Annotated in this window: 19 protein-coding genes and 1 tRNA gene; 13 read left to right on the plus strand and 7 right to left on the minus strand. The window is 73.2% G+C overall.

The annotated features are described in order from the left end of the window. Positions 1 to 119: 119 nt before the first annotated feature. Together ACFP2E_RS00290 and ACFP2E_RS00295 are read left to right on the plus strand one after the other, a co-directional pair. A complete protein-coding gene (locus tag ACFP2E_RS00290; protein ID WP_378522178.1) occupies positions 120 to 1,325 on the plus strand; it encodes an acyl-CoA dehydrogenase family protein in 1,206 nt (401 codons plus the stop codon). A gap of 78 nt (positions 1,326 to 1,403) precedes the next feature. Further along, positions 1,404 to 1,946 (plus strand): GtrA family protein, encoded by a 543-nt coding sequence (locus tag ACFP2E_RS00295; protein WP_378522177.1) that lies wholly within the window; start codon positions 1,404 to 1,406, stop codon positions 1,944 to 1,946. On the opposite strand, the gene ACFP2E_RS00300 is transcribed toward ACFP2E_RS00295, so the two are convergent. Together ACFP2E_RS00300 and ACFP2E_RS00305 are read right to left on the minus strand one after the other, a co-directional pair. Continuing rightward, positions 1,891 to 2,487, minus strand: coding sequence for a Maf family protein (locus ACFP2E_RS00300; RefSeq protein WP_378522176.1), 597 nt, complete (start codon positions 2,485 to 2,487; stop codon positions 1,891 to 1,893). The two genes, ACFP2E_RS00295 and ACFP2E_RS00300, sit on opposite strands and share 56 nt — an antisense overlap. Positions 2,488 to 2,511: 24 nt before the next feature. Then, positions 2,512 to 3,006, minus strand: a complete 495-nt coding sequence (locus ACFP2E_RS00305; protein WP_378522175.1) for a winged helix-turn-helix transcriptional regulator — start codon at positions 3,004 to 3,006, stop codon at positions 2,512 to 2,514. A gap of 56 nt (positions 3,007 to 3,062) precedes the next feature. Here ACFP2E_RS00305 and ACFP2E_RS00310 point away from each other — a divergent pair, with 56 nt between their 5' ends. Beyond that, positions 3,063 to 3,602 (plus strand): PaaI family thioesterase, encoded by a 540-nt coding sequence (locus ACFP2E_RS00310; protein WP_378522174.1) that lies wholly within the window; start codon positions 3,063 to 3,065, stop codon positions 3,600 to 3,602. 2 nt (positions 3,603 to 3,604) lie between these two features. Here the strand turns inward: ACFP2E_RS00310 and ACFP2E_RS00315 are convergent, their stop codons facing one another. Both ACFP2E_RS00315 and ACFP2E_RS00320 read right to left on the minus strand, forming a co-directional pair. Further along, positions 3,605 to 4,408, minus strand: coding sequence for a hypothetical protein (locus ACFP2E_RS00315; protein ID WP_378522173.1), 804 nt, complete (start codon positions 4,406 to 4,408; stop codon positions 3,605 to 3,607). Further along, entirely contained in the window at positions 4,405 to 6,114 is a 1,710-nt protein-coding gene (locus tag ACFP2E_RS00320; protein WP_378522172.1) for an alkaline phosphatase D family protein, read from the minus strand. Before ACFP2E_RS00320 ends, ACFP2E_RS00315 begins: the two co-directional genes overlap by 4 nt. Before the next feature lie 442 nt (positions 6,115 to 6,556). On the opposite strand from ACFP2E_RS00320, the gene ACFP2E_RS00325 reads away from it, so the two are divergent. Continuing rightward, complete coding sequence (locus ACFP2E_RS00325; protein WP_378522171.1) at positions 6,557 to 7,927, plus strand: FAD-binding oxidoreductase; 1,371 nt, start codon at positions 6,557 to 6,559, stop codon at positions 7,925 to 7,927. Between the two features lie 48 nt (positions 7,928 to 7,975). On the opposite strand, the gene ACFP2E_RS00330 is transcribed toward ACFP2E_RS00325, so the two are convergent. After that, complete coding sequence (locus tag ACFP2E_RS00330) at positions 7,976 to 8,995, minus strand: alkaline phosphatase family protein (protein WP_378522170.1); 1,020 nt, start codon at positions 8,993 to 8,995, stop codon at positions 7,976 to 7,978. A gap of 135 nt (positions 8,996 to 9,130) precedes the next feature. Here ACFP2E_RS00330 and murI point away from each other — a divergent pair, with 135 nt between their 5' ends. From murI to ACFP2E_RS00360, 6 genes are all read left to right on the plus strand, one after another. After that, positions 9,131 to 9,934 (plus strand): glutamate racemase, encoded by an 804-nt coding sequence (gene murI, locus ACFP2E_RS00335; RefSeq protein ID WP_378539243.1) that lies wholly within the window; start codon positions 9,131 to 9,133, stop codon positions 9,932 to 9,934. Continuing rightward, positions 9,931 to 10,689, plus strand: a complete 759-nt coding sequence (locus ACFP2E_RS00340; RefSeq protein WP_378522168.1) for an MBL fold metallo-hydrolase — start codon at positions 9,931 to 9,933, stop codon at positions 10,687 to 10,689. The genes murI and ACFP2E_RS00340 overlap by 4 nt, the downstream gene beginning before the upstream one ends. 105 nt (positions 10,690 to 10,794) lie before the next feature. After that, entirely contained in the window at positions 10,795 to 11,595 is an 801-nt protein-coding gene (locus tag ACFP2E_RS00345; protein ID WP_378522167.1) for an SGNH/GDSL hydrolase family protein, read from the plus strand. A gap of 23 nt (positions 11,596 to 11,618) precedes the next feature. Continuing rightward, positions 11,619 to 12,350: a ribonuclease PH gene (rph, locus tag ACFP2E_RS00350; RefSeq protein WP_378522166.1), complete on the plus strand. Its 732-nt coding sequence runs from the start codon at positions 11,619 to 11,621 to the stop codon at positions 12,348 to 12,350. Next, positions 12,347 to 12,970 carry an RdgB/HAM1 family non-canonical purine NTP pyrophosphatase gene (gene rdgB / locus ACFP2E_RS00355; RefSeq protein ID WP_378522165.1) on the plus strand — a complete coding sequence of 208 codons (624 nt, stop codon included), beginning with the start codon at positions 12,347 to 12,349 and terminating at the stop codon, positions 12,968 to 12,970. The genes rph and rdgB overlap by 4 nt, the downstream gene beginning before the upstream one ends. Before the next feature lie 47 nt (positions 12,971 to 13,017). Further along, positions 13,018 to 13,380, plus strand: coding sequence for a pyridoxamine 5'-phosphate oxidase family protein (locus tag ACFP2E_RS00360; RefSeq protein ID WP_378522164.1), 363 nt, complete (start codon positions 13,018 to 13,020; stop codon positions 13,378 to 13,380). 13 nt (positions 13,381 to 13,393) lie between these two features. Here ACFP2E_RS00360 and ACFP2E_RS00365 read toward each other — a convergent pair. Further along, positions 13,394 to 13,467: transfer RNA gene (locus tag ACFP2E_RS00365), tRNA-Leu, on the minus strand. A gap of 95 nt (positions 13,468 to 13,562) precedes the next feature. Between ACFP2E_RS00365 and ACFP2E_RS00370 the strand changes: the two genes are divergently transcribed. Continuing rightward, positions 13,563 to 14,573 (plus strand): hypothetical protein, encoded by a 1,011-nt coding sequence (locus ACFP2E_RS00370; RefSeq protein WP_378522163.1) that lies wholly within the window; start codon positions 13,563 to 13,565, stop codon positions 14,571 to 14,573. A 29-nt stretch (positions 14,574 to 14,602) separates the two neighbouring features. Here ACFP2E_RS00370 and bcp read toward each other — a convergent pair whose 3' ends face one another. Then, a complete protein-coding gene (bcp, locus tag ACFP2E_RS00375; protein ID WP_378522162.1) occupies positions 14,603 to 15,079 on the minus strand; it encodes a thioredoxin-dependent thiol peroxidase in 477 nt (158 codons plus the stop codon). A gap of 162 nt (positions 15,080 to 15,241) precedes the next feature. Here bcp and ACFP2E_RS00380 point away from each other — a divergent pair, with 162 nt between their 5' ends. Together ACFP2E_RS00380 and ACFP2E_RS00385 are read left to right on the plus strand one after the other, a co-directional pair. Continuing rightward, the gene (locus ACFP2E_RS00380) at positions 15,242 to 15,931 is read left to right on the plus strand and encodes an energy-coupling factor ABC transporter permease (protein WP_378522161.1); all 690 of its coding nucleotides are present in this window, start codon (positions 15,242 to 15,244) and stop codon (positions 15,929 to 15,931) included. After that, the gene (locus ACFP2E_RS00385; protein WP_378522160.1) at positions 15,928 to 16,254 is read left to right on the plus strand and encodes a PDGLE domain-containing protein; all 327 of its coding nucleotides are present in this window, start codon (positions 15,928 to 15,930) and stop codon (positions 16,252 to 16,254) included. Before ACFP2E_RS00380 ends, ACFP2E_RS00385 begins: the two co-directional genes overlap by 4 nt.

A 16,254-nucleotide genomic window follows, 5' to 3' on the forward strand; every position in this document is an offset into this window, starting at 1 on the left:
CTCCTGAGGGTTTCCAACGGGCGTGCGTCACACCCGGGCGGCGGTCCGGACCGCCAGCCCATGGCGACCCGGCGCCGAGTGGTTAACAACCGCTAACTTGTCCGGCTACCATGGCCGGCATGAGCTTCGACCTGTCCCCTGAGCACGAGCAGTTCCGGCGCTACGTCCGCGACTTCGCGGAGAAGGAGATCGCGCCCCACGCGGCCCAGTGGGACCGCGACCACCACTTCCCGGTGGACGTCGTGCAGAAGATGGGACAGCTCGGCCTCTTCGGCCTCACCGCGCCCGAGGAGTACGGCGGCGCCGGCCTCAGCGGCGAGGAGGGCGGCTTCACGTCGCTGTGCCTGGCGATCGAGGAGATCGGCCGTGTCGACCAGTCGATGGGCATCACGCTCGAGGCCGCGGTCGGCCTGGGGATCAACCCGATCCTGACCTACGGCACCGCCGAGCAGAAGGAGCGCTGGCTCCCCGACCTGGTCGCCGGCCAGAAGCTCGCCGGCTTCGGGCTCACCGAGCCGGGCGCCGGCTCCGACGCCGGCGCGACCCGGACCAAGGCCGTGCTCTCCGACGGCGAGTGGGTCGTCAACGGCTCGAAGCAGTTCATCACCAACTCCGGCTCGGAGATCACCAGCGTCGTCACCGTCACCGCCCGCACCGGCGAGCGCGAGGACGGCAGGCCCGAGATCTCCGCGATCATCGTGCCGACCGGGACGCCCGGTTTCACCGCCGAGAAGGCCTACGACAAGCTCGGCTGGCACGCCTCCGACACCCACCCGCTCAGCCTCGAGGACGTCCGTGTCCCGGAGGACCATCTGCTCGGCGATCGGGGACGCGGCTACGCGCAGTTCCTCGCCACCCTCGACGACGGCCGGGTGGCCATCGCGGCGCTGGCCGTCGGCTGCCTCCAGGCCTGCCTCGACATGAGCGTCCAGTACGCCGGCGAGCGGCAGACCTTCGGCGTGCCGATCGGCCGCAAGCAGGGCCTCGCGTTCCAGGTCGCCGATCTCGAGGTGATGCTCCACGCCTCGCGCCTGCTGACCTACAAGGCGGCCGCGATGAAGGACGCGATGGACGCCGCGGGCGGCTCGGGAGGCCCGTCGATGGCGGAGTTCAAGCAGGCCGCCGCGGTGGCCAAGCTCTACGCCACCGAGTCCGCGGTCACCGCGACCCGGATCGCCACCCAGGTCTTCGGCGGCTACGGCTTCATGGAGGAGTACCCCGTGGCCCGCTTCTACCGCGACGCCAAGGTGCTCGAGATCGGCGAGGGCACCTCGGAGGTGCAGCGGATGCTCATCGCGCGGGGCCTCGGGCTGCCGGTCGAGTGACCCTCGGCTGACCGCCGGTCCGGTCACCCCCTGTAACGGTGAGGCGTGCCGCAGGGGGCGACCGATAGCCTCGGGCGCATGGGAGAGCGATGGCAGCGGTTCACCGCCGAGGTGGGACGGTTCCTCGCCGTCGGCCTGCTGGCCACGATCGTGGCGCTGCTGATCTTCAACCTGCTCGTCCACGGCTACGGCGCGCTCGACGACGCGCCGCTCAACAAGCGCCCGGTGCTGGCCTATGTGCTGGCCAACGGCGTCGGCATGGCCATCAGCTTCTTCGGCACCCGCAGCTGGGCGTTCCGCGACCGCGAGGCGCGGCACGCCGACGGCGGCGTGACGGCGTTCGTCTCGATCAACTTCGCGACCATGCTGATCCCGATGGCCTGCCTGTGGATCAGCCGCAACCTGCTGGGCCTCGACGACCCGATCTCCGACAACGTGTCGGCCAACGTCATCGGCCTGCTGCTGGCCAACGTCGCGCGGTTCTTCCTGTTCCGCAGCTGGGTGTTCCGCCACCCGCCGGGGGCGTTCCCGATCCGGCTGGGTGCGGCCGAGATCGAGGAAGAGCTCAGAGGGCCCACCAGTCGGTCCAGGATCGACCGAGCTCGGCCGCCAGCTCCCTGACCAGCGGCAGGCTGACGCCCACCACGTTGTGGTGGTCGCCCTCGATGCCCGTGACGAACGCGCCGCCGAGGCCGTCGACGGTGAACGCGCCTGCGACGTGGAGCGGCTCGCCCGTGGCGACGTACGCCGCGATCTCGTCGTCGGTGAGCTCGGCGAAGTGGACGGTGGTCGAGGCAGTCGCGGCCGCGACGTTTCCGCTGGCGGAGTCGCGCAGGCAGTGGCCGGTGTGGAGCACGCCAGTGCGACCCCGCATGGTCTTCCAGCGCCGGGTGGCCTCGTCGGGGTCGTGGGGCTTGCCGAAGGCCTCCCCGTCGAGCTCGAGCACGGAGTCGCAGCCGAGGACGACCGCGTCGTCGGGGAGGTCGTCCCGGCCGGCGACGGCGGCGCACTTGAGCTCGGCGAGCTGGAGGGCGAGCTCGGCCGGCGGCAGCCCGTCGAGCTGGTCCTCGTCGACCCCGGAGACGATCACGACCGGGTCGAGGCCGGCGTTGCGCAGGGTCTGCAGGCGGGCGGGGGACGCGGAGGCGAGCACGAGGGACACGCCCCGGAGGGTAGCCCGGTCGTGTCAGTCCACGGGGCGTGCGCCCGGCCCGGGGTGGATGACGACCTGGCGCACCCCGTCGACGTCGTGCCCCTCCGCGCACGCGAGGCCGACCTCGACCCGGCCGCCGCAGTCGCGGTGGGCGAACTCGACGGGCGGGCCCTCGGGATCGGCGAGGTAGCGGTCGCCCCAGGCCGCAACGGCCACGAGGACGGGGTAGAGGTCGAGGCCCTTGGTGGTCAGCCGGTACTCGTGGCGGACGCGCGAGCCGGCCTCGCGGTACGGGTGCTTGCGCAGGATGTCCTGGTCGACCAGCGACTGCAGTCGGTGGGAGAGGACCTGGCGGGGGATGCCGGAGTGGCTGCGGATGTCGTCGAAGCGGCGGACGCCGTTGAAGACCTCGCGCAGCACAACGACCGTCCAGCGCTCCCCGAGCACCGCCATGGCGCGACCGATCGTGCAGTTGTCGGTGGAGAAGGCGAGCGCGGGCGGGGTGGCCGGGGCGGCGGCGTCCGTCATGCGGTCGAGACTAGGTCTCGTTGACAGACTCAGCAAGCACCCGCCATGCTGCGTCCATGACCGAGACCCAGGACCGGGCCGCGGAGCGTGCCGCCGACAACGGCGCCTTCGACACCGTCACCCGCACCTTCACCTACGCCCGACCCGGCCAGGGCGACCTGCACCGGATGCTCGAGCTCGACGGGCTCGGCCAGCTGCAGGCCATCGTCGACGGCGAGCTGCCGCCGCCCCCGCTCATGGCGACGCTCGGGCTCACGGAGTTCCGCGCGGAGCGCGGCCGAGTCGTCACCGCGATGCCCGCGGCGGAGTTCCACTACAACCCGCTCGGCACCGTGCACGGCGGGGTGCTGTCGACCCTGCTCGACACTGCCGCCGGGTGCGCCGTGCACTCCACCCTCGCGGTCGGGGAGATGTACACCAGCCTCGACCTGACGGTGAAGTTCCTGCGCCCGGCGACGGTGGACTCCGGGCTCCTCACCGCAGAGGGGACGGTCATCCAGCGCGGCCGGCGCACCGCCCTCGCCGAGGCCCGGCTCACCGACGGCGCCGGCAAGCTGGTCGCCCACGCCACCTCCAGCTGCATGATCTTCAGCTGACGTCAGGGCAGCGGGCGCTGGAAGCAGTGCTCGTGGCCGAACGTCTCGAAGCCGAGCCGGCGCAGGATCGGCGCGGAGGTGCTGTCGACGGCCTTGACCAGCGCGAACGACGCGCCGGTGCCGGCGCCGTCGAGCAGCCTCCGCGCGACGAGAGCGCGGTACGCGCCGCGCCGGCGCCGCTCCGGGACGGTCGCGCCGCCCCACAGCCGCAGCGCGTCGCCGTCGAGGGTCGCGCCCGCACTGGCGGCCGGAACCCCGTCGACGAGCGCCAGGTAGCGGCGTACGTGCCAGGCTGCGTTGGTCCCGGCCCGGATCTCCGTGAGCTCGGCGTCGAGCTGCTCCTCGGTCAGCCGCGGCCACTCGAACACGGTGGCGCCCAGCTCGTCGGCGACCCGCAGCGCCTCCTTGTCGTTCACCTCGACGACGTCGACGCCGGGCGGCGCCTGCTGCTCCTCCATGGCGACCGCGCGCGCGTCACGCAGGCCGAGGGCCATGATCTCGACGGTCTCCACGTGCGAGAACCCGCGGGCGACGAGCGCGCCCGGGGTGTCGAAGGGGACCGTGCGGTCGGTGATCCACCAGCGCAGCCGGTGCGAGCCCGCCTCGTTGGCGGCCGAGACCGCCTCGTCGACGACGTCGTCGAGGTCGCGGACGGTGCCGGACCACTGCACGCTGGAGTAGCCGGCGAAGTGGGTGAGCCGGTAGTCGTCGGTGGTGATCTGCTCGGTACCGGGCGGCACCCAGACCCAGCGCGCCGCCGCGGCGATCACGGCGTCCGGGGCGGGACCCAGCGTCTCGGTGCTCACCGGACGGTCACCTCCTCCACGAGGTCGAGCCGGGGGCGGTCGTGGCGGCCGTCCTCGACCACGCCGGTCGCCCACCACATCCGCAGCCCGCGGTCACGCACCTCGAGCGTCGCGAGGTTGTTGTCGAACCAGGGGCCCGCGCGCAGCTTCCACTTGAGCGGCGCGTCGGGCACCTTCGCCGACCGGGCCACGAGGCGGCCGATCGGGCCCGCGACGCCGTAGGCCAGCACCGCCACCAGGAAGCGCAGCCGTCGCGGCATCGGGTTGCGGATGGGGGAGCACACCGCCTGGATCAGCCGGCTCTGCGGCTTCCCGCCGCGCCGCCGCTCGCGCCGCGTCGGCCGCGCCTCCGAGACGAAGCTGTGGTGGACGTCGCCGGACAGGAACGTCACCGTGGCCGGGGGCCGCCCACGCCGGCCGCGGGCGACCTCGAGGGTCATCCGGGCGACCCGCTGGAAGCCGTCCTGGAACGCCGCCCAGTGCTCGAGGTCGAGGCCCTGCCGCAGGAACTCGCCCACCCGTGCGGCCCGCCTGCCCCACGCGCCCTGGGCGAGCGCCTCGACGAAGGCCTCCGCGTAGTGCAGGCCCGGGCCGAGCAGGAAGGGCAGCGACGTGCCGACCAGCAGGTGGTCGACATCCCCGCGCATCTGGTCGTCGAGCCAGTCGAACTCCGCCGCGTCGAGCATCGAGCGTCCCTCCGGGTCGAGGACCCGTGCCGCCCGGGAGTCGATCACGACCAGCCGCGCCTGGTCGCCGAAGTCGCGCGCGAAGCTCCACCGGTACTCGGTCGGCTCCTGGTCGACCCGCTCCGCGAAGGCGTCGAGCAGCGCCGAGGCGTCGTACTCGTCAGGGCCGTCGTGGGCGGCGATCTCCTTCCAGTTGACGTCGGCCTCACGCTCGTCGGCGGTGAGGTTCCCGAGGTGCTGGTAGACCCAGTAGGACGCGAGCCCGGCCACGATGCGGCCGTGCCACCAGTCGGTGGCCTCCATCTGCTGCTTCCAGGTGTACGACGTGTTCCAGTCGTCGCGGATGTCGTGGTCGTCGAAGATCATCGCGCTCGGCAGCGTCGACAGCAGCCAGCGGTTGGCCGGCTCGGACCACGCCAGCCGGTAGAGGTGGGCGTACTCCTGGTAGTCCGCGAGCTCCGTCCCGGGCGGCTGGTCGATGTCGCGGCGGGAGGAGATGAACTCGCGCATCTCGTCGCTCGTCTCGTCGGCGTACACCTGGTCGCCGAGGAAGAGGACGAGGTCCGGCCAGCGCACCTCGTCCGCCGGGTCGGGGTCCGCCTCGTGGTCCACGCCCGTCACGCCCGCCATCCGCAGCGCGTAGGCGCGCAGCGCGTCGACGCCGTGGAGCTTGTTGCCCTCCTCGTCGTGCGACACCGACGTGCGGCAGGACCCGAAGGCGAGCCGCAGCGGCTTGCTCATGTCCATCGTGGGGACCACCGACGGCGGGAACGGCGACCCCGGCTCCGGCCACACCTGCTGCCCGTCGACCTCGACGGTGTACGGCGTCTTCGTGCCGGGCTCGAGGCCGTCGAGACAGACCAGCGCGTAGTGGTGGCCGTGGACGCCGAAGGTCCGCGCCTCGGCGCGGTGGTCTCCGGCGACGACCGCCACCGTCCCCGCGTCCGTGGTCTCGACCCACACGCACGCACCGGTCTCGTCGACGTGACGAAGCATCGGTCCGAGCACCAGGTGGCCCATGCCGCTCACCTTGGCACAGCCGCCGCCCGCGGGGGAGGGGCGCCACCCCAACAGGTGAACCTCCAGCAGTCGGGACCCGGTGACGTGGGCAGGGCATCGGTGTACGTCGGTCGAGCTCGTCGAGACCCAGCGACATCAGCGGTCGGCGCGGGCAACACGTTCGGGCCGCTGGGCCGGGTCGAGGGGACTCGACGGGCTCGACCACCGTGTGGTCGCCGCCCACGTTGCCGGGTCTCGGTGACCCCGGGGTGAGGTGGCCCGGGTGGGCGGGTCCGTCTGTGCCTCCCGGGGGTGGCCCGGACGGGTGTGGCCCGGTCGTGTCTGACGGCGGGGGAGCTGGTCGCCGTACGTTCGGAGGAGCCCGCGGCGTTCCTGTGCCCGCTGAGTGGCCGGACACCCCGCGCGCGCGTCGCGGGACCTCTCTCGAGTGAAGGAACCGGCCATGAACCCTGCAGACTTCGACTCGTTGCGGGAGAGCGTCCGCGGCGACGTGATCGCTCCCGACGACGAGCAGTACGACGAGGCTCGGCGCGTCTACAACGCGATGATCGACAAACGGCCGGCGGTCGTCGTGCGCCCCGTGAACGCCGGCGACGTGATGTCGGCGGTCGGTTTCGCCCGGGCCCACGACAAGCCCGTGGCGACGCGGGGCGGGGCGCACAGCGTCCCCGGCTTCGGCACGTGGGACGACGCTGTCGTCGTCGACCTGTCCCGGATGCGCGGCGTCCGCGTGGATCCGCTGACCCAGACGGCGCGCGCCGAGGGCGGCGCGACCTGGGGCGACTTCAACGCCGCGACCCACGCGTTCGGCCTGGCCACGACCGGCGGCATCATCTCCACGACCGGGGTCGGCGGACTCACGCTCGGCGGCGGGATCGGCTACCTCGCCCGTGGGCTGGGGCTCTCCTGCGACAACCTGGTCTCGGCCGACGTGGTCACCGCCGACGGCCGCTTCCACGAGGCCAGCGAGAAGGAGGACTCCGACCTCTTCTGGGCGCTGCGCGGTGGCGGCGGCAACTTCGGGATCGTGACCTCGTTCGAGTACCGGCTGGCACCGGTGAGCACCATCTACGGCGGCCCGATGTTCTTCGAGCTCGAGCACGCCAGGGCGATCCTGGAGTTCTACCGCGAGCACATCAAGGACGCGCCCGAGGAGCTCGGCTGCTTCCCGGCCTTCCAGATCGCGCCACCGCTGCCCTTCATCCCGGAGGAGCGGCACGGCGAGCCGTTCGTCGCCATGGTCTTCTGCTGGGCGGGCGACACCAAGGACGGGCCGGCGGCGCTGGAGCCGTTCCGGGACATCGCGCCGGTCGTGGCCGAGCACGTCGGCGAGATGCCGTACCCGGCCCTCAACAGCGCCTTCGACGCCCTCGTGCCCCCGGGGCTGCAGCACTACTGGAAGGGCAACTTCGCCCGGGAGCTGACCGACGAGGCGATCACCGCGCACCTCGAGCACGGGCCGAAGCTGCCGACGCTGAACTCGACGGTGCACATCTACTCGATCAACGGCGCCTGCCACCGCGTCGCGGAGGGTGAGACGGCGTTCGCGTACCGCGACGCGACCTTCGCGACCGTGGTCGCGGGGATGTGGCCCGACCCGGCGGAGAACGACGCCAACATCGCCTGGGTCCGCGGCTACTACGACGCCATCGCACCTCACTCCGAGGAGGGCGGCTACATCAACTTCATGGGGGCCGACGACCAGGACCGGATCGAGGCCAACTACAAGGAGAACTACGACCGGCTGGTGAGCATCAAGCGGGAGTACGACCCGGAGAACCGGTTCCGCGCGAACCAGAACATCCGGCCTTAGGCGGCCGAGCAGATCAGGTCCCGACGGGCTCGACCCCCGGGAGACCGGCTACCGCACGTCGAGGACCTGGGCCCGGCCGACCTCGCTGCCGGGGACGGGGCGCAGCCCGAGCAGCCGGGTCACCAGGTTGGCGACGTCGCCGTTGCGGACCGGAGGGCGCTGCGCGGCGTACGTCGTGCGACGCCGGCCGGGGTCGCGGTAGTCGGGGTTGAGGTCGTAGAGGTCGCTGCCCGCGGCGACCCCGGACCCCCACACGACGAAGGGGACCCGGTAGTTGGCCCAGCGGTCCGCCTCGTGGTGGCGCAGACCGGTGCCGCCGTGGTCGGAGGTGACCACCACCGTCGTCCCACGCGCCCGCCGCGGCCTGCTCTCGACCTTGGCGACGATCCGGCCCAGCTGCCGGTCGGTGCGCTCCACGGCCGCGAGGTAGGGGGCGGTCAGGAAGCCGTGCTCGTGCCCGGCCCGGTCCGGCTCCGCCAGGTGCACGAACCGCAGCGCCCGGCCCTGCCGCCCGATGTCCCGGCGTACGACGTCGACGAGCCGCCGGTCGTCCTCGCGCAGCACGGAGCGGTCCACCGCGTCCGGCCACGAGCGCTCGAAGAGCGACAGCTTCGTCTTGCCCACGAACAACGCGGTCCGCCGCCCGGCGCCGTCGACCCGGGTGAAGGCGGAGGCGACCCGCTCGCCGGCGGCGTCGTGGACGGTGCGCGGGGTGGTCCGGTCGTCGTTCCAGGTGACGCCGTGGCCGCCGCGGCTCGCGTCGATCCGCCGACCGGTGACCATCGTCGTGTGGTTGGGCAGCGTCTCGGTGCGCTCGTGCGCGGTCCGCGCGTTGAGGGTCGAGGCGCCCTGCCGCATCAGCCGGTGCAGCACCGGCGCCCGCTGCCGGCCCAGCCGCCGCAGGGCGGCGGGGTTCAGCCCGTCGATCGAGACGACCACGACGGTCCGGGCCGGCGGGGGCTCCGACGGGCCGGCCGTCGGGGCGAGGGCAGCGCGCGCCGTCCCCGGCGCTGCCACGACCGAGGCCACGACGAGCGCGGGGAGCAGGGCGAGGATCCTCGCGCGCATGCCTGGCAGGGTAGGCGACGAACGTGACCCGCGGGCCGCGAACCGCGGGCTGACGTGACGACGCTCATCCGTGACCTGGGTCGCGGATCGTGCGCTGCGTCCGCGCGACCGCCTAGCCTTCGGGGTGTGCATGCAGTGAGCAACGATGCCCCCATCGGCATCTTCGACTCGGGCTTCGGCGGCCTCACCGTGGCCCGCTCCGTCATCGACCAGCTCCCGCACGAGTCCGTCCTCTACGTCGGCGACACCGCGCGCCAGCCCTACGGCCAGAAGCCGATCGCCGAGGTCCGCGAGTACGCCCTCGAGTGCCTCGACCACCTGGTCCACCAGGGCGTGAAGGCGCTCGTCATCGCCTGCAACTCCGCCAGCGCCGCGATGCTCCGCGATGCCCGCGAGCGTTACGACGTCCCGGTCGTCGAGGTGATCCTCCCGGCGACCCGCCGCGCGGTGGCCGCCACCCGCAACGGCCGGATCGGCGTCATCTGCACCCGGGCCACTGCCGAGTCGATGGCGTACGACGACGCGTTCGCCGCCGCGCCCCACATCGACCTCGTCACCCGTGCCTGCCCCCGGTTCGTCGACTTCGTCGAGCAGGGGGTGACCGGCGGCGACGAGCTGCTGGCCGTCGCCCACGAGTACCTCGACCCGCTGACCGCGGCCGGCGTCGACACGCTGGTGCTCGGCTGCACGCACTACCCGCTCCTGACTGGTGTGATCTCGTTCGTGATGGGGGAGCAGGTGACGCTGGTGAGCAGCGCCGAGGAGAGTGCCAAGGACCTCTACCGCAGGCTGGCCGACACCGGCCTGATGCGGGAGGGCGGCGAACCGGAGCACCGGTTCCTGACGACCGGCGCGCCCGGCGAGTTCGAGACGATCGGACGCCGCTTCCTCGGCCCCGAGATGGTGAGCGCCCACCAGTTCGCGGGGGGCCTCAGGTGAGGGTCACCGTGGTGGGCTGCTCGGGCTCCTACCCGGGGCCCGACTCGCCGGCGAGCTGCTACCTCCTCGAGGCCGAGCACGACTCCCGCACGTGGCGGATCCTGCTGGACCTCGGCAACGGCGCGCTCGGCGCGCTCCACCGGTACACCGACCCGCTGGCCGTCGACGCCGTCTTCCTGAGCCACCTCCACGCCGACCACTGCCTCGACCTGTGCGGCTACTACGTGCTCCGCAAGTACCACCCGGCCGGCCAGCAGCCCCGGATCCCGGTCTGGGGCCCTGCGGGCACCGCCGACCGGATGGCCCGCGCCTACGACCTGCCCGACGAGCCGGGCATGCACGAGGAGTTCGACTTCCGCCCCTACGACGGCACCACCGTGCAGGTGGGCCCCTTCCAGGTCGAGGCGGTCGAGGTGCTGCACCCGGTCACGGCCTACGGGCTGCGGGTCACGGCCGGCGGTCGCACGCTCGGCTACTCCGGCGACACCGCGGCCTGTGCCGCCCTCGACGGCGTCGCCGACGGTGTCGACCTGTTCCTGGCCGAGGCCTCGTTCATGGCTGCCGACGACAACCCGCCCGACATCCACCTCACCGGCGCCGAGGCCGGGGAGTGCGCCAAGCGGGCCGGCGCGCGCGAACTGGTGCTCACCCACGTGCCGCCGTGGCACGACCCGCAGCAGGCGCTCGCCGACGCCCGCACGACGTACGACGGTCCGCTGCGGCTGGCCCGCGCCGGCGACGCCTACGAGCTCTGACCCCTTCCCAGCCGCTCGCAGCACCGCTCGGGTCTTCACCCGACGTTGAGGGAGCCGACACGTCCGGGTCAGGGCGCCGTACCCGCCGACGCCACGCTGGGAGCCATGCGGAGCACGGGGTACCTGCGGTTCGCCGCCCTCGGGGACAGCACCACCTGCGGCATCGGTGACCCGGTGCCGGGAGGCTGGCGCGGCTGGGCGCTGCTGCTCGCCGACGCGCTGGCCACCGGCTACCCGGTCTCGTTCTGCAACACCGCGGTCTCGGGTGCGACTGCGGCCACCGTGCGGGCCGAGCAGCTCGACCGCGCGGTCGCCCACCGGCCCGACCTGGCGTCCCTCATCGTGGGCGTCAACGACACGATGCGCTCCACCTGGGACCCGGCCCGGCTCCGCGAGGACGTGCTCGCCTGCGCCGACGAGCTGCACGCCGTGGGAGCCCTGCTGCTGACGGCCCGCTTCCACGACCACGGCGCCGTGTTCGGGCTGCCGGGCGTGCTGCGGCGGCCGTTGTTCGCGCGGATCGAGGCCGTCAACCGGGTCTACGACGAGGTCAGCGCCAGGTACGGCGGCCTGCGCGTCGACCTGGCGCTGCGACCGGAGGTGGCGACCCGCGGCTTCTGGTCGGTCGACCGGCTCCACCCCTCCGAGCGTGGGCACCGGGCGCTGGCCCGTGCCTACGCCGACCTGCTGGCCGGCGAGGGTCTGGTCTTCGACCCGCCGGCGCTGGAGACCTCCGGCGGCCACGAGCCGAGCTGGCGCCGCGACGTCGGGTGGATGGTCGTCGAAGGGGCGCCGTGGCTGGGCCGCCGCGCCCGCGACCTCGGTCCGCTGGCCGCGCGGCTGGCGTGGACCGAGGTCCGGCGGGCCCCGCTGGCGGTCACCCGGAGGCAGCCGATCGGGCTCTGAGTCCGACGACTAGGTTGGCCCCCATGACTGACGCCCCCGCCCGCGCCGACGGCCGTGCCGACGACGAGCTCCGCCCGATCCGCCTGACCCGCAAGTGGCTCGACCACGCCGCCGGCTCCGTGCTGGTCGAGTTCGGCGGGACCCGCGTGTTGTGCGCCGCCTCCGCCTCCGAGGGCGTGCCGCGCTGGCGCAAGGGCTCGGGCCTCGGCTGGGTCACCGCCGAGTACGCCATGCTGCCCGCGGCGACCAACACCCGCTCCGACCGGGAGTCGGTCAAGGGCCGCATCGGCGGCCGCACCCACGAGATCTCCCGGCTCATCGGCCGGTCGCTCCGCGCGGTGATCGACTACAAGGCGCTCGGCGAGAACACCATCGTCCTCGACTGCGACGTGCTGCAGGCCGACGGCGGCACCCGCACCGCCGCCATCACCGGCGCCTACGTCGCGCTGGCCGACGCCGTGGCGAAGCTGCGGGCGCAGGGCGCCCTCGCCGGCGAGCCGCTGACCGGCTCGGTCGCTGCCGTCAGCGTCGGCATCATCGACGGCGTCCCGCGGCTCGACCTGCCCTACGAGGAGGACGTCCGCGCCGAGACCGACATGAACGTCGTCATGACCGGCGACGGCAAGTTCGTCGAGGTCCAGGGCACCGCCGAGGGCGTGGCCTTCGACCGCGCCGAGCTCGACGCGATGCTCGACCTCGCCGAGAAGGGCTGCGCCGACCTCACCCGTCTGCAGCGGGAGGCGCTGGAGTCGTGAGCCGCGTCTTCCTCGCCTCGCGCAACGCCAAGAAGCTCGCCGAGATGCAGCGCATCCTGCGCGAGCACGCCCCCGACGTCGAGGTGCTCGGCCTCGACGACGTGACGGCGTACGACGAGCCGGTCGAGGACCGGGCCACCTTCGAGGGCAACGCGCTGGTCAAGGCGCGTGCCGGCCTGGCCGCCACCGGCCTGCCGACCCTGGCCGACGACAGCGGCCTGTGCGTCGACGCCCTCAACGGCATGCCCGGCGTCCTGTCGGCCCGCTGGTCGGGGCTGCCCAAGGACGACGACCGCAACAACCGGCTGCTGCTCGACCAGCTCGCCGACGTGCCCGACGAGCGGCGCGGCGCCCGCTTCGTGTGCGCGGTCGCGTTCTGCCACCCCGACGGCACCGAGGTCGTGGTGCACGGCGAGATGGCCGGGCGCGTGATCCGTGAGCAGAAGGGCAGCGGCGGGTTCGGGTACGACGTGCTGTTCGTCGCCGACCAGCACCTCGCCGACGGCACCACCTCGGCGGAGCTTCCTGCGGCTGAGAAGGACGCCATCTCCCACCGCGGGCAGGCGCTGCGCGAGATCGCCCCGGTCGTCGCCCAGGCACTCGGCACCGCCACCGGGTAGCCGCACGCGTTGACCTGAAGTGCGCTCGAGGTCCTAGCGTCGGCGCCGTGATCCCCGCACACCTCGACGACTTCTGGAGCAGTCCGCGGCTCGCGACCTTCGGGACCGTGCGCCGCGACGGCAGTCCGCACCTCACCCCGGTCAAGGCGATGCGCTGCGGCGAGGACTTCCTGGTGCTGACCCGGCCCACCACGGTCAAGGCCCGCAACGTGCGTCGCACCGGCCGGGCCTCGATCGCCGAGCACACCTCGAGCCTGTGGGCCACCGTCGAGGGCGCCGCCGTGGTCAGCGAGGAGCCGGACGACCTGGCCCGGGCGCGGGCGGCGTACGCCGAGCGCTTCGGGCGGCCGGACACCTGGGGGACCTGCGTCATGGTGCTGCGGCCCGATCGGGTGCTGCACGGCGCGTGACGCCGGCGGGCGGTGCGCCCGGTGAGAGTCGAACTCACACTGTCCAGGACCTAAACCTGGTGCCTCTGCCTGTTGGGCTACGGGCGCGCGGGGCCAGAGTCTAGGCGGGACCGCCCGGTCGGAGGATGTGCGGCACCCGCCGTGGCTGCCACCATCGAAGTACCCGGGGGACAGGAGGGGACGTGCGACTGCTCGTGGGTGCGGCGCTGCTCGTGGTCGCGAGCGGGTGCAGCGGGCCCGCGCCCGCCGGGTCGCCGGAACCCCCCGACCTCCCCCCGGCGTCCGAGACGGGTTCGCCCGCGGACCCGGAGTCCGCGCCACCGGCGGCGGTGCCCCGGGGTGGTCCCCGCATCGCGTTCACCCGCTGGACGACCGACCCCGACCGGCCCCGGCTGTGGACCGCCGACAGCGACGGCAGCGACGCCGCGCCCGTCGGCAGGCAGGAGGGCTGGTGGCCGGACTGGAGGCCGGACCACCGGCGGCTGGTCTTCGACCTCACCGACTCCCGCGGCCCCCAGCGGATAGCGACGATCAGGCCCGACGGCAAGGGCCTCCGGATCCTGACCAAGGGGTGGGGCTACCACGAGGCGGCCGACTACGCGCCCGACGGCCGCACCATCGTCTACGCCCACTCCGACGTGCTGCAGCACCACTCGGACTTCGCCACGAGCCTGTGGGTCATGGCGGCCGACGGATCGGGGCAGCGCCCGCTCCGGTTGTCCGACGGCGGCGGTGACGACACCGAGCCGGAGTTCTCACCGAACGGCAGGCGGATCGTCTTCATGCGCTACCGGCACGACGCCGCCGCGACCACCGCGATCCACGTCGTGAAGGCGGACGGGTCCGGCGTACGACGGCTCACGCCGTGGCTGCGCAAGGCCGAGCACCCGCGCTGGTCACCCGACGGCCGCACGATCATCTACAACGTCGAGGACCGGCGGAACCCGACGGCCGACTCCAACGGGATCTGGACCGTGCGGGCCTCCGGAGGGGAGCCGCGACAGCTGCTGGCCACGACCCCGGAGCTGCACGCATTCAAGCCGGACTACTCGCCCAACGGCCGCTGGATCGTCATGGGGTGCACGACGCCGGGCCAGTCGTCCGACGACGTGTGCGTGATGCGGCCCGACGGGTCCGGCGTGACGCGGATCCTCTCCGGGGACGAGTGGGAGAACCACGTCGTCTGGGACTGACCGGGCGCGAGGAGCCCGAGCGGCCGGCGTCAGTCGGTGAGGCCGAGGTCCTTGCGGAGCTTGGCGACGTGGCCGGTCGCCTTGACGTTGTACTGCGCGACCTCGACGTCGCCCTGCTCGTCGACGACGAGCGTGGAGCGGATGACGCCCTCGACGACCTTGCCGTACAGCTTCTTCTCGCCGAAGGCGCCGTACTGGGTCATCACGGCCTTGTCGGGGTCCGAGAGCAGGGTGATCGAGAGCCCGTCGCGCTCGCGGAACTTCGCCAGCTTCTCCGGCTTGTCCGGGGAGATGCCGAGCACCTCGTAGCCGGCGCCGCGCAGCGAGTCGAGGGAGTCGGTGAAGTCGCAGGCCTGCTTGGTGCAGCCCGGGGTCATCGCGGCCGGGTAGAAGTAGACGATCACCTTGCGGCCGCGCAGGTCGGAGAGCGTGACCTTCTCGCCGGTGTCCGACGGCAGCGTGAAGTCGGGGGCCTGGTCGCCGGGGGAGAGGCGGGCTGCGGTCACGGGGTCCTCCTGGTGGGCTCGGCGGCTTGTTGCGAGTCGTTCGCAACAACGTAGACTGGGCGGTAACCCGGCCACCAACCTACCGAGCCGGGCCCAGCCCCTTCCCGGCCGCCCGTGCCGGACAGTCCCGACCCCCGCCCAGACCCCCGCAAGGAGTCCTGCATGCACGTGCCCGACGGTTTCCTCGACGCCACCACCTCGGTGGCCACGGGGGCGGTCGCGGCCGCCGGCATCGCGGTGGCGCTGCGCGGCGCCCGCCGCGAGCTCGACGACCGGACCGCCCCGATGGCCGGCCTCGTCGCCGCGTTCGTCTTCGCCGGCCAGATGATGAACTTCCCGGTCGGCGCCGGCACCAGCGGCCACCTGCTGGGCGGCGCGCTCGCCGCGGTGCTCGCCGGGCCCTGGACCGCCGTGCTCTGCCTGAGCGTCGTGCTCCTGGTGCAGGCGCTCTTCATGGCGGACGGCGGCATCACCGCCCTCGGCTCCAACATCACCCTGATGGGCCTCGTCGCGGTGGCCGTCGGCTGGCTCGTCTTCCGCGGCCTCCAAGCCGTGCTGCCGAAGCGGCTGGGCGTGGTCGCGCCGGCCGCGGCGGTCGGTGCCTTCCTGAGCGTGCCCGCGACCGCGGTCGTCTTCACCGGCCTGTTCGCCGTCGGCGGCCAGGCCCCGGTCGCCCTCGACACCCTGCTCGCCGCGATGCTCGCCTGGCACACCGTGATCGGCCTCGGCGAGGCCGTCATCACCGGCCTCGTGGTCGGCAGCGTCGTCGCGGTCCGACCCGACCTGGTCCACGGTGCCCGGCCGGCGCTGGCCCGCCGCGAGCTCGAGATCCGCACGGCGGTGACCGCATGAGCCGCCCGGACCGCCCGACCAGCAGAGCGTTCCTCGTCGCCGGCCTGCTGGTCACGTTGCTCGTGGCCGGCGTCGCCAGCTACTACGCCAGCAGCAACCCCGACGGCCTCGAGCACGTCGCCGCCGAGACCGGCTTCCTCGACACCGCCGAGGACTCGGCGACCGCCGACAGCCCGTTCGCCGACTACGCCACCCGCGGCGTCGACGACGAGCGCTGGAGCGTCGGGATCTCCGGCGTCGTCGGCGTCGGCGTCGTCCTGCTGGTCGCCGGCGGCGGGTTCTGGCTGCTGCGCCGCCGCGACCCGTCAAGACCGGAGGCCTGA

Source organism: Nocardioides sp. GCM10027114, assembly GCF_042659625.1.
In the GTDB taxonomy this organism is placed as follows: domain Bacteria; phylum Actinomycetota; class Actinomycetes; order Propionibacteriales; family Nocardioidaceae; genus Nocardioides.

What these genes read in the sequence shown, in the direction of transcription:
- ACFP2E_RS00290 (WP_378522178.1), top strand. Translation starts at nt 120, where the DNA reads ATGAGCTTCGACCTGTCCCCTGAGCACGAGCAGTTCCGGCGCTACGTC.
- ACFP2E_RS00295 (WP_378522177.1), top strand. Translation starts at nt 1,404, where the DNA reads ATGGGAGAGCGATGGCAGCGGTTCACCGCCGAGGTGGGACGGTTCCTC.
- ACFP2E_RS00305 (WP_378522175.1), bottom strand. Translation starts at nt 3,006, where the DNA reads ATGACGGACGCCGCCGCCCCGGCCACCCCGCCCGCGCTCGCCTTCTCC.
- ACFP2E_RS00310 (WP_378522174.1), top strand. Translation starts at nt 3,063, where the DNA reads ATGACCGAGACCCAGGACCGGGCCGCGGAGCGTGCCGCCGACAACGGC.
- ACFP2E_RS00320 (WP_378522172.1), bottom strand. Translation starts at nt 6,114, where the DNA reads ATGGGCCACCTGGTGCTCGGACCGATGCTTCGTCACGTCGACGAGACC.
- ACFP2E_RS00325 (WP_378522171.1), top strand. Translation starts at nt 6,557, where the DNA reads ATGAACCCTGCAGACTTCGACTCGTTGCGGGAGAGCGTCCGCGGCGAC.
- ACFP2E_RS00330 (WP_378522170.1), bottom strand. Translation starts at nt 8,995, where the DNA reads ATGCGCGCGAGGATCCTCGCCCTGCTCCCCGCGCTCGTCGTGGCCTCG.
- ACFP2E_RS00345 (WP_378522167.1), top strand. Translation starts at nt 10,795, where the DNA reads ATGCGGAGCACGGGGTACCTGCGGTTCGCCGCCCTCGGGGACAGCACC.
- rph (WP_378522166.1), top strand. Translation starts at nt 11,619, where the DNA reads ATGACTGACGCCCCCGCCCGCGCCGACGGCCGTGCCGACGACGAGCTC.
- ACFP2E_RS00380 (WP_378522161.1), top strand. Translation starts at nt 15,242, where the DNA reads ATGCACGTGCCCGACGGTTTCCTCGACGCCACCACCTCGGTGGCCACG.
- ACFP2E_RS00385 (WP_378522160.1), top strand. Translation starts at nt 15,928, where the DNA reads ATGAGCCGCCCGGACCGCCCGACCAGCAGAGCGTTCCTCGTCGCCGGC.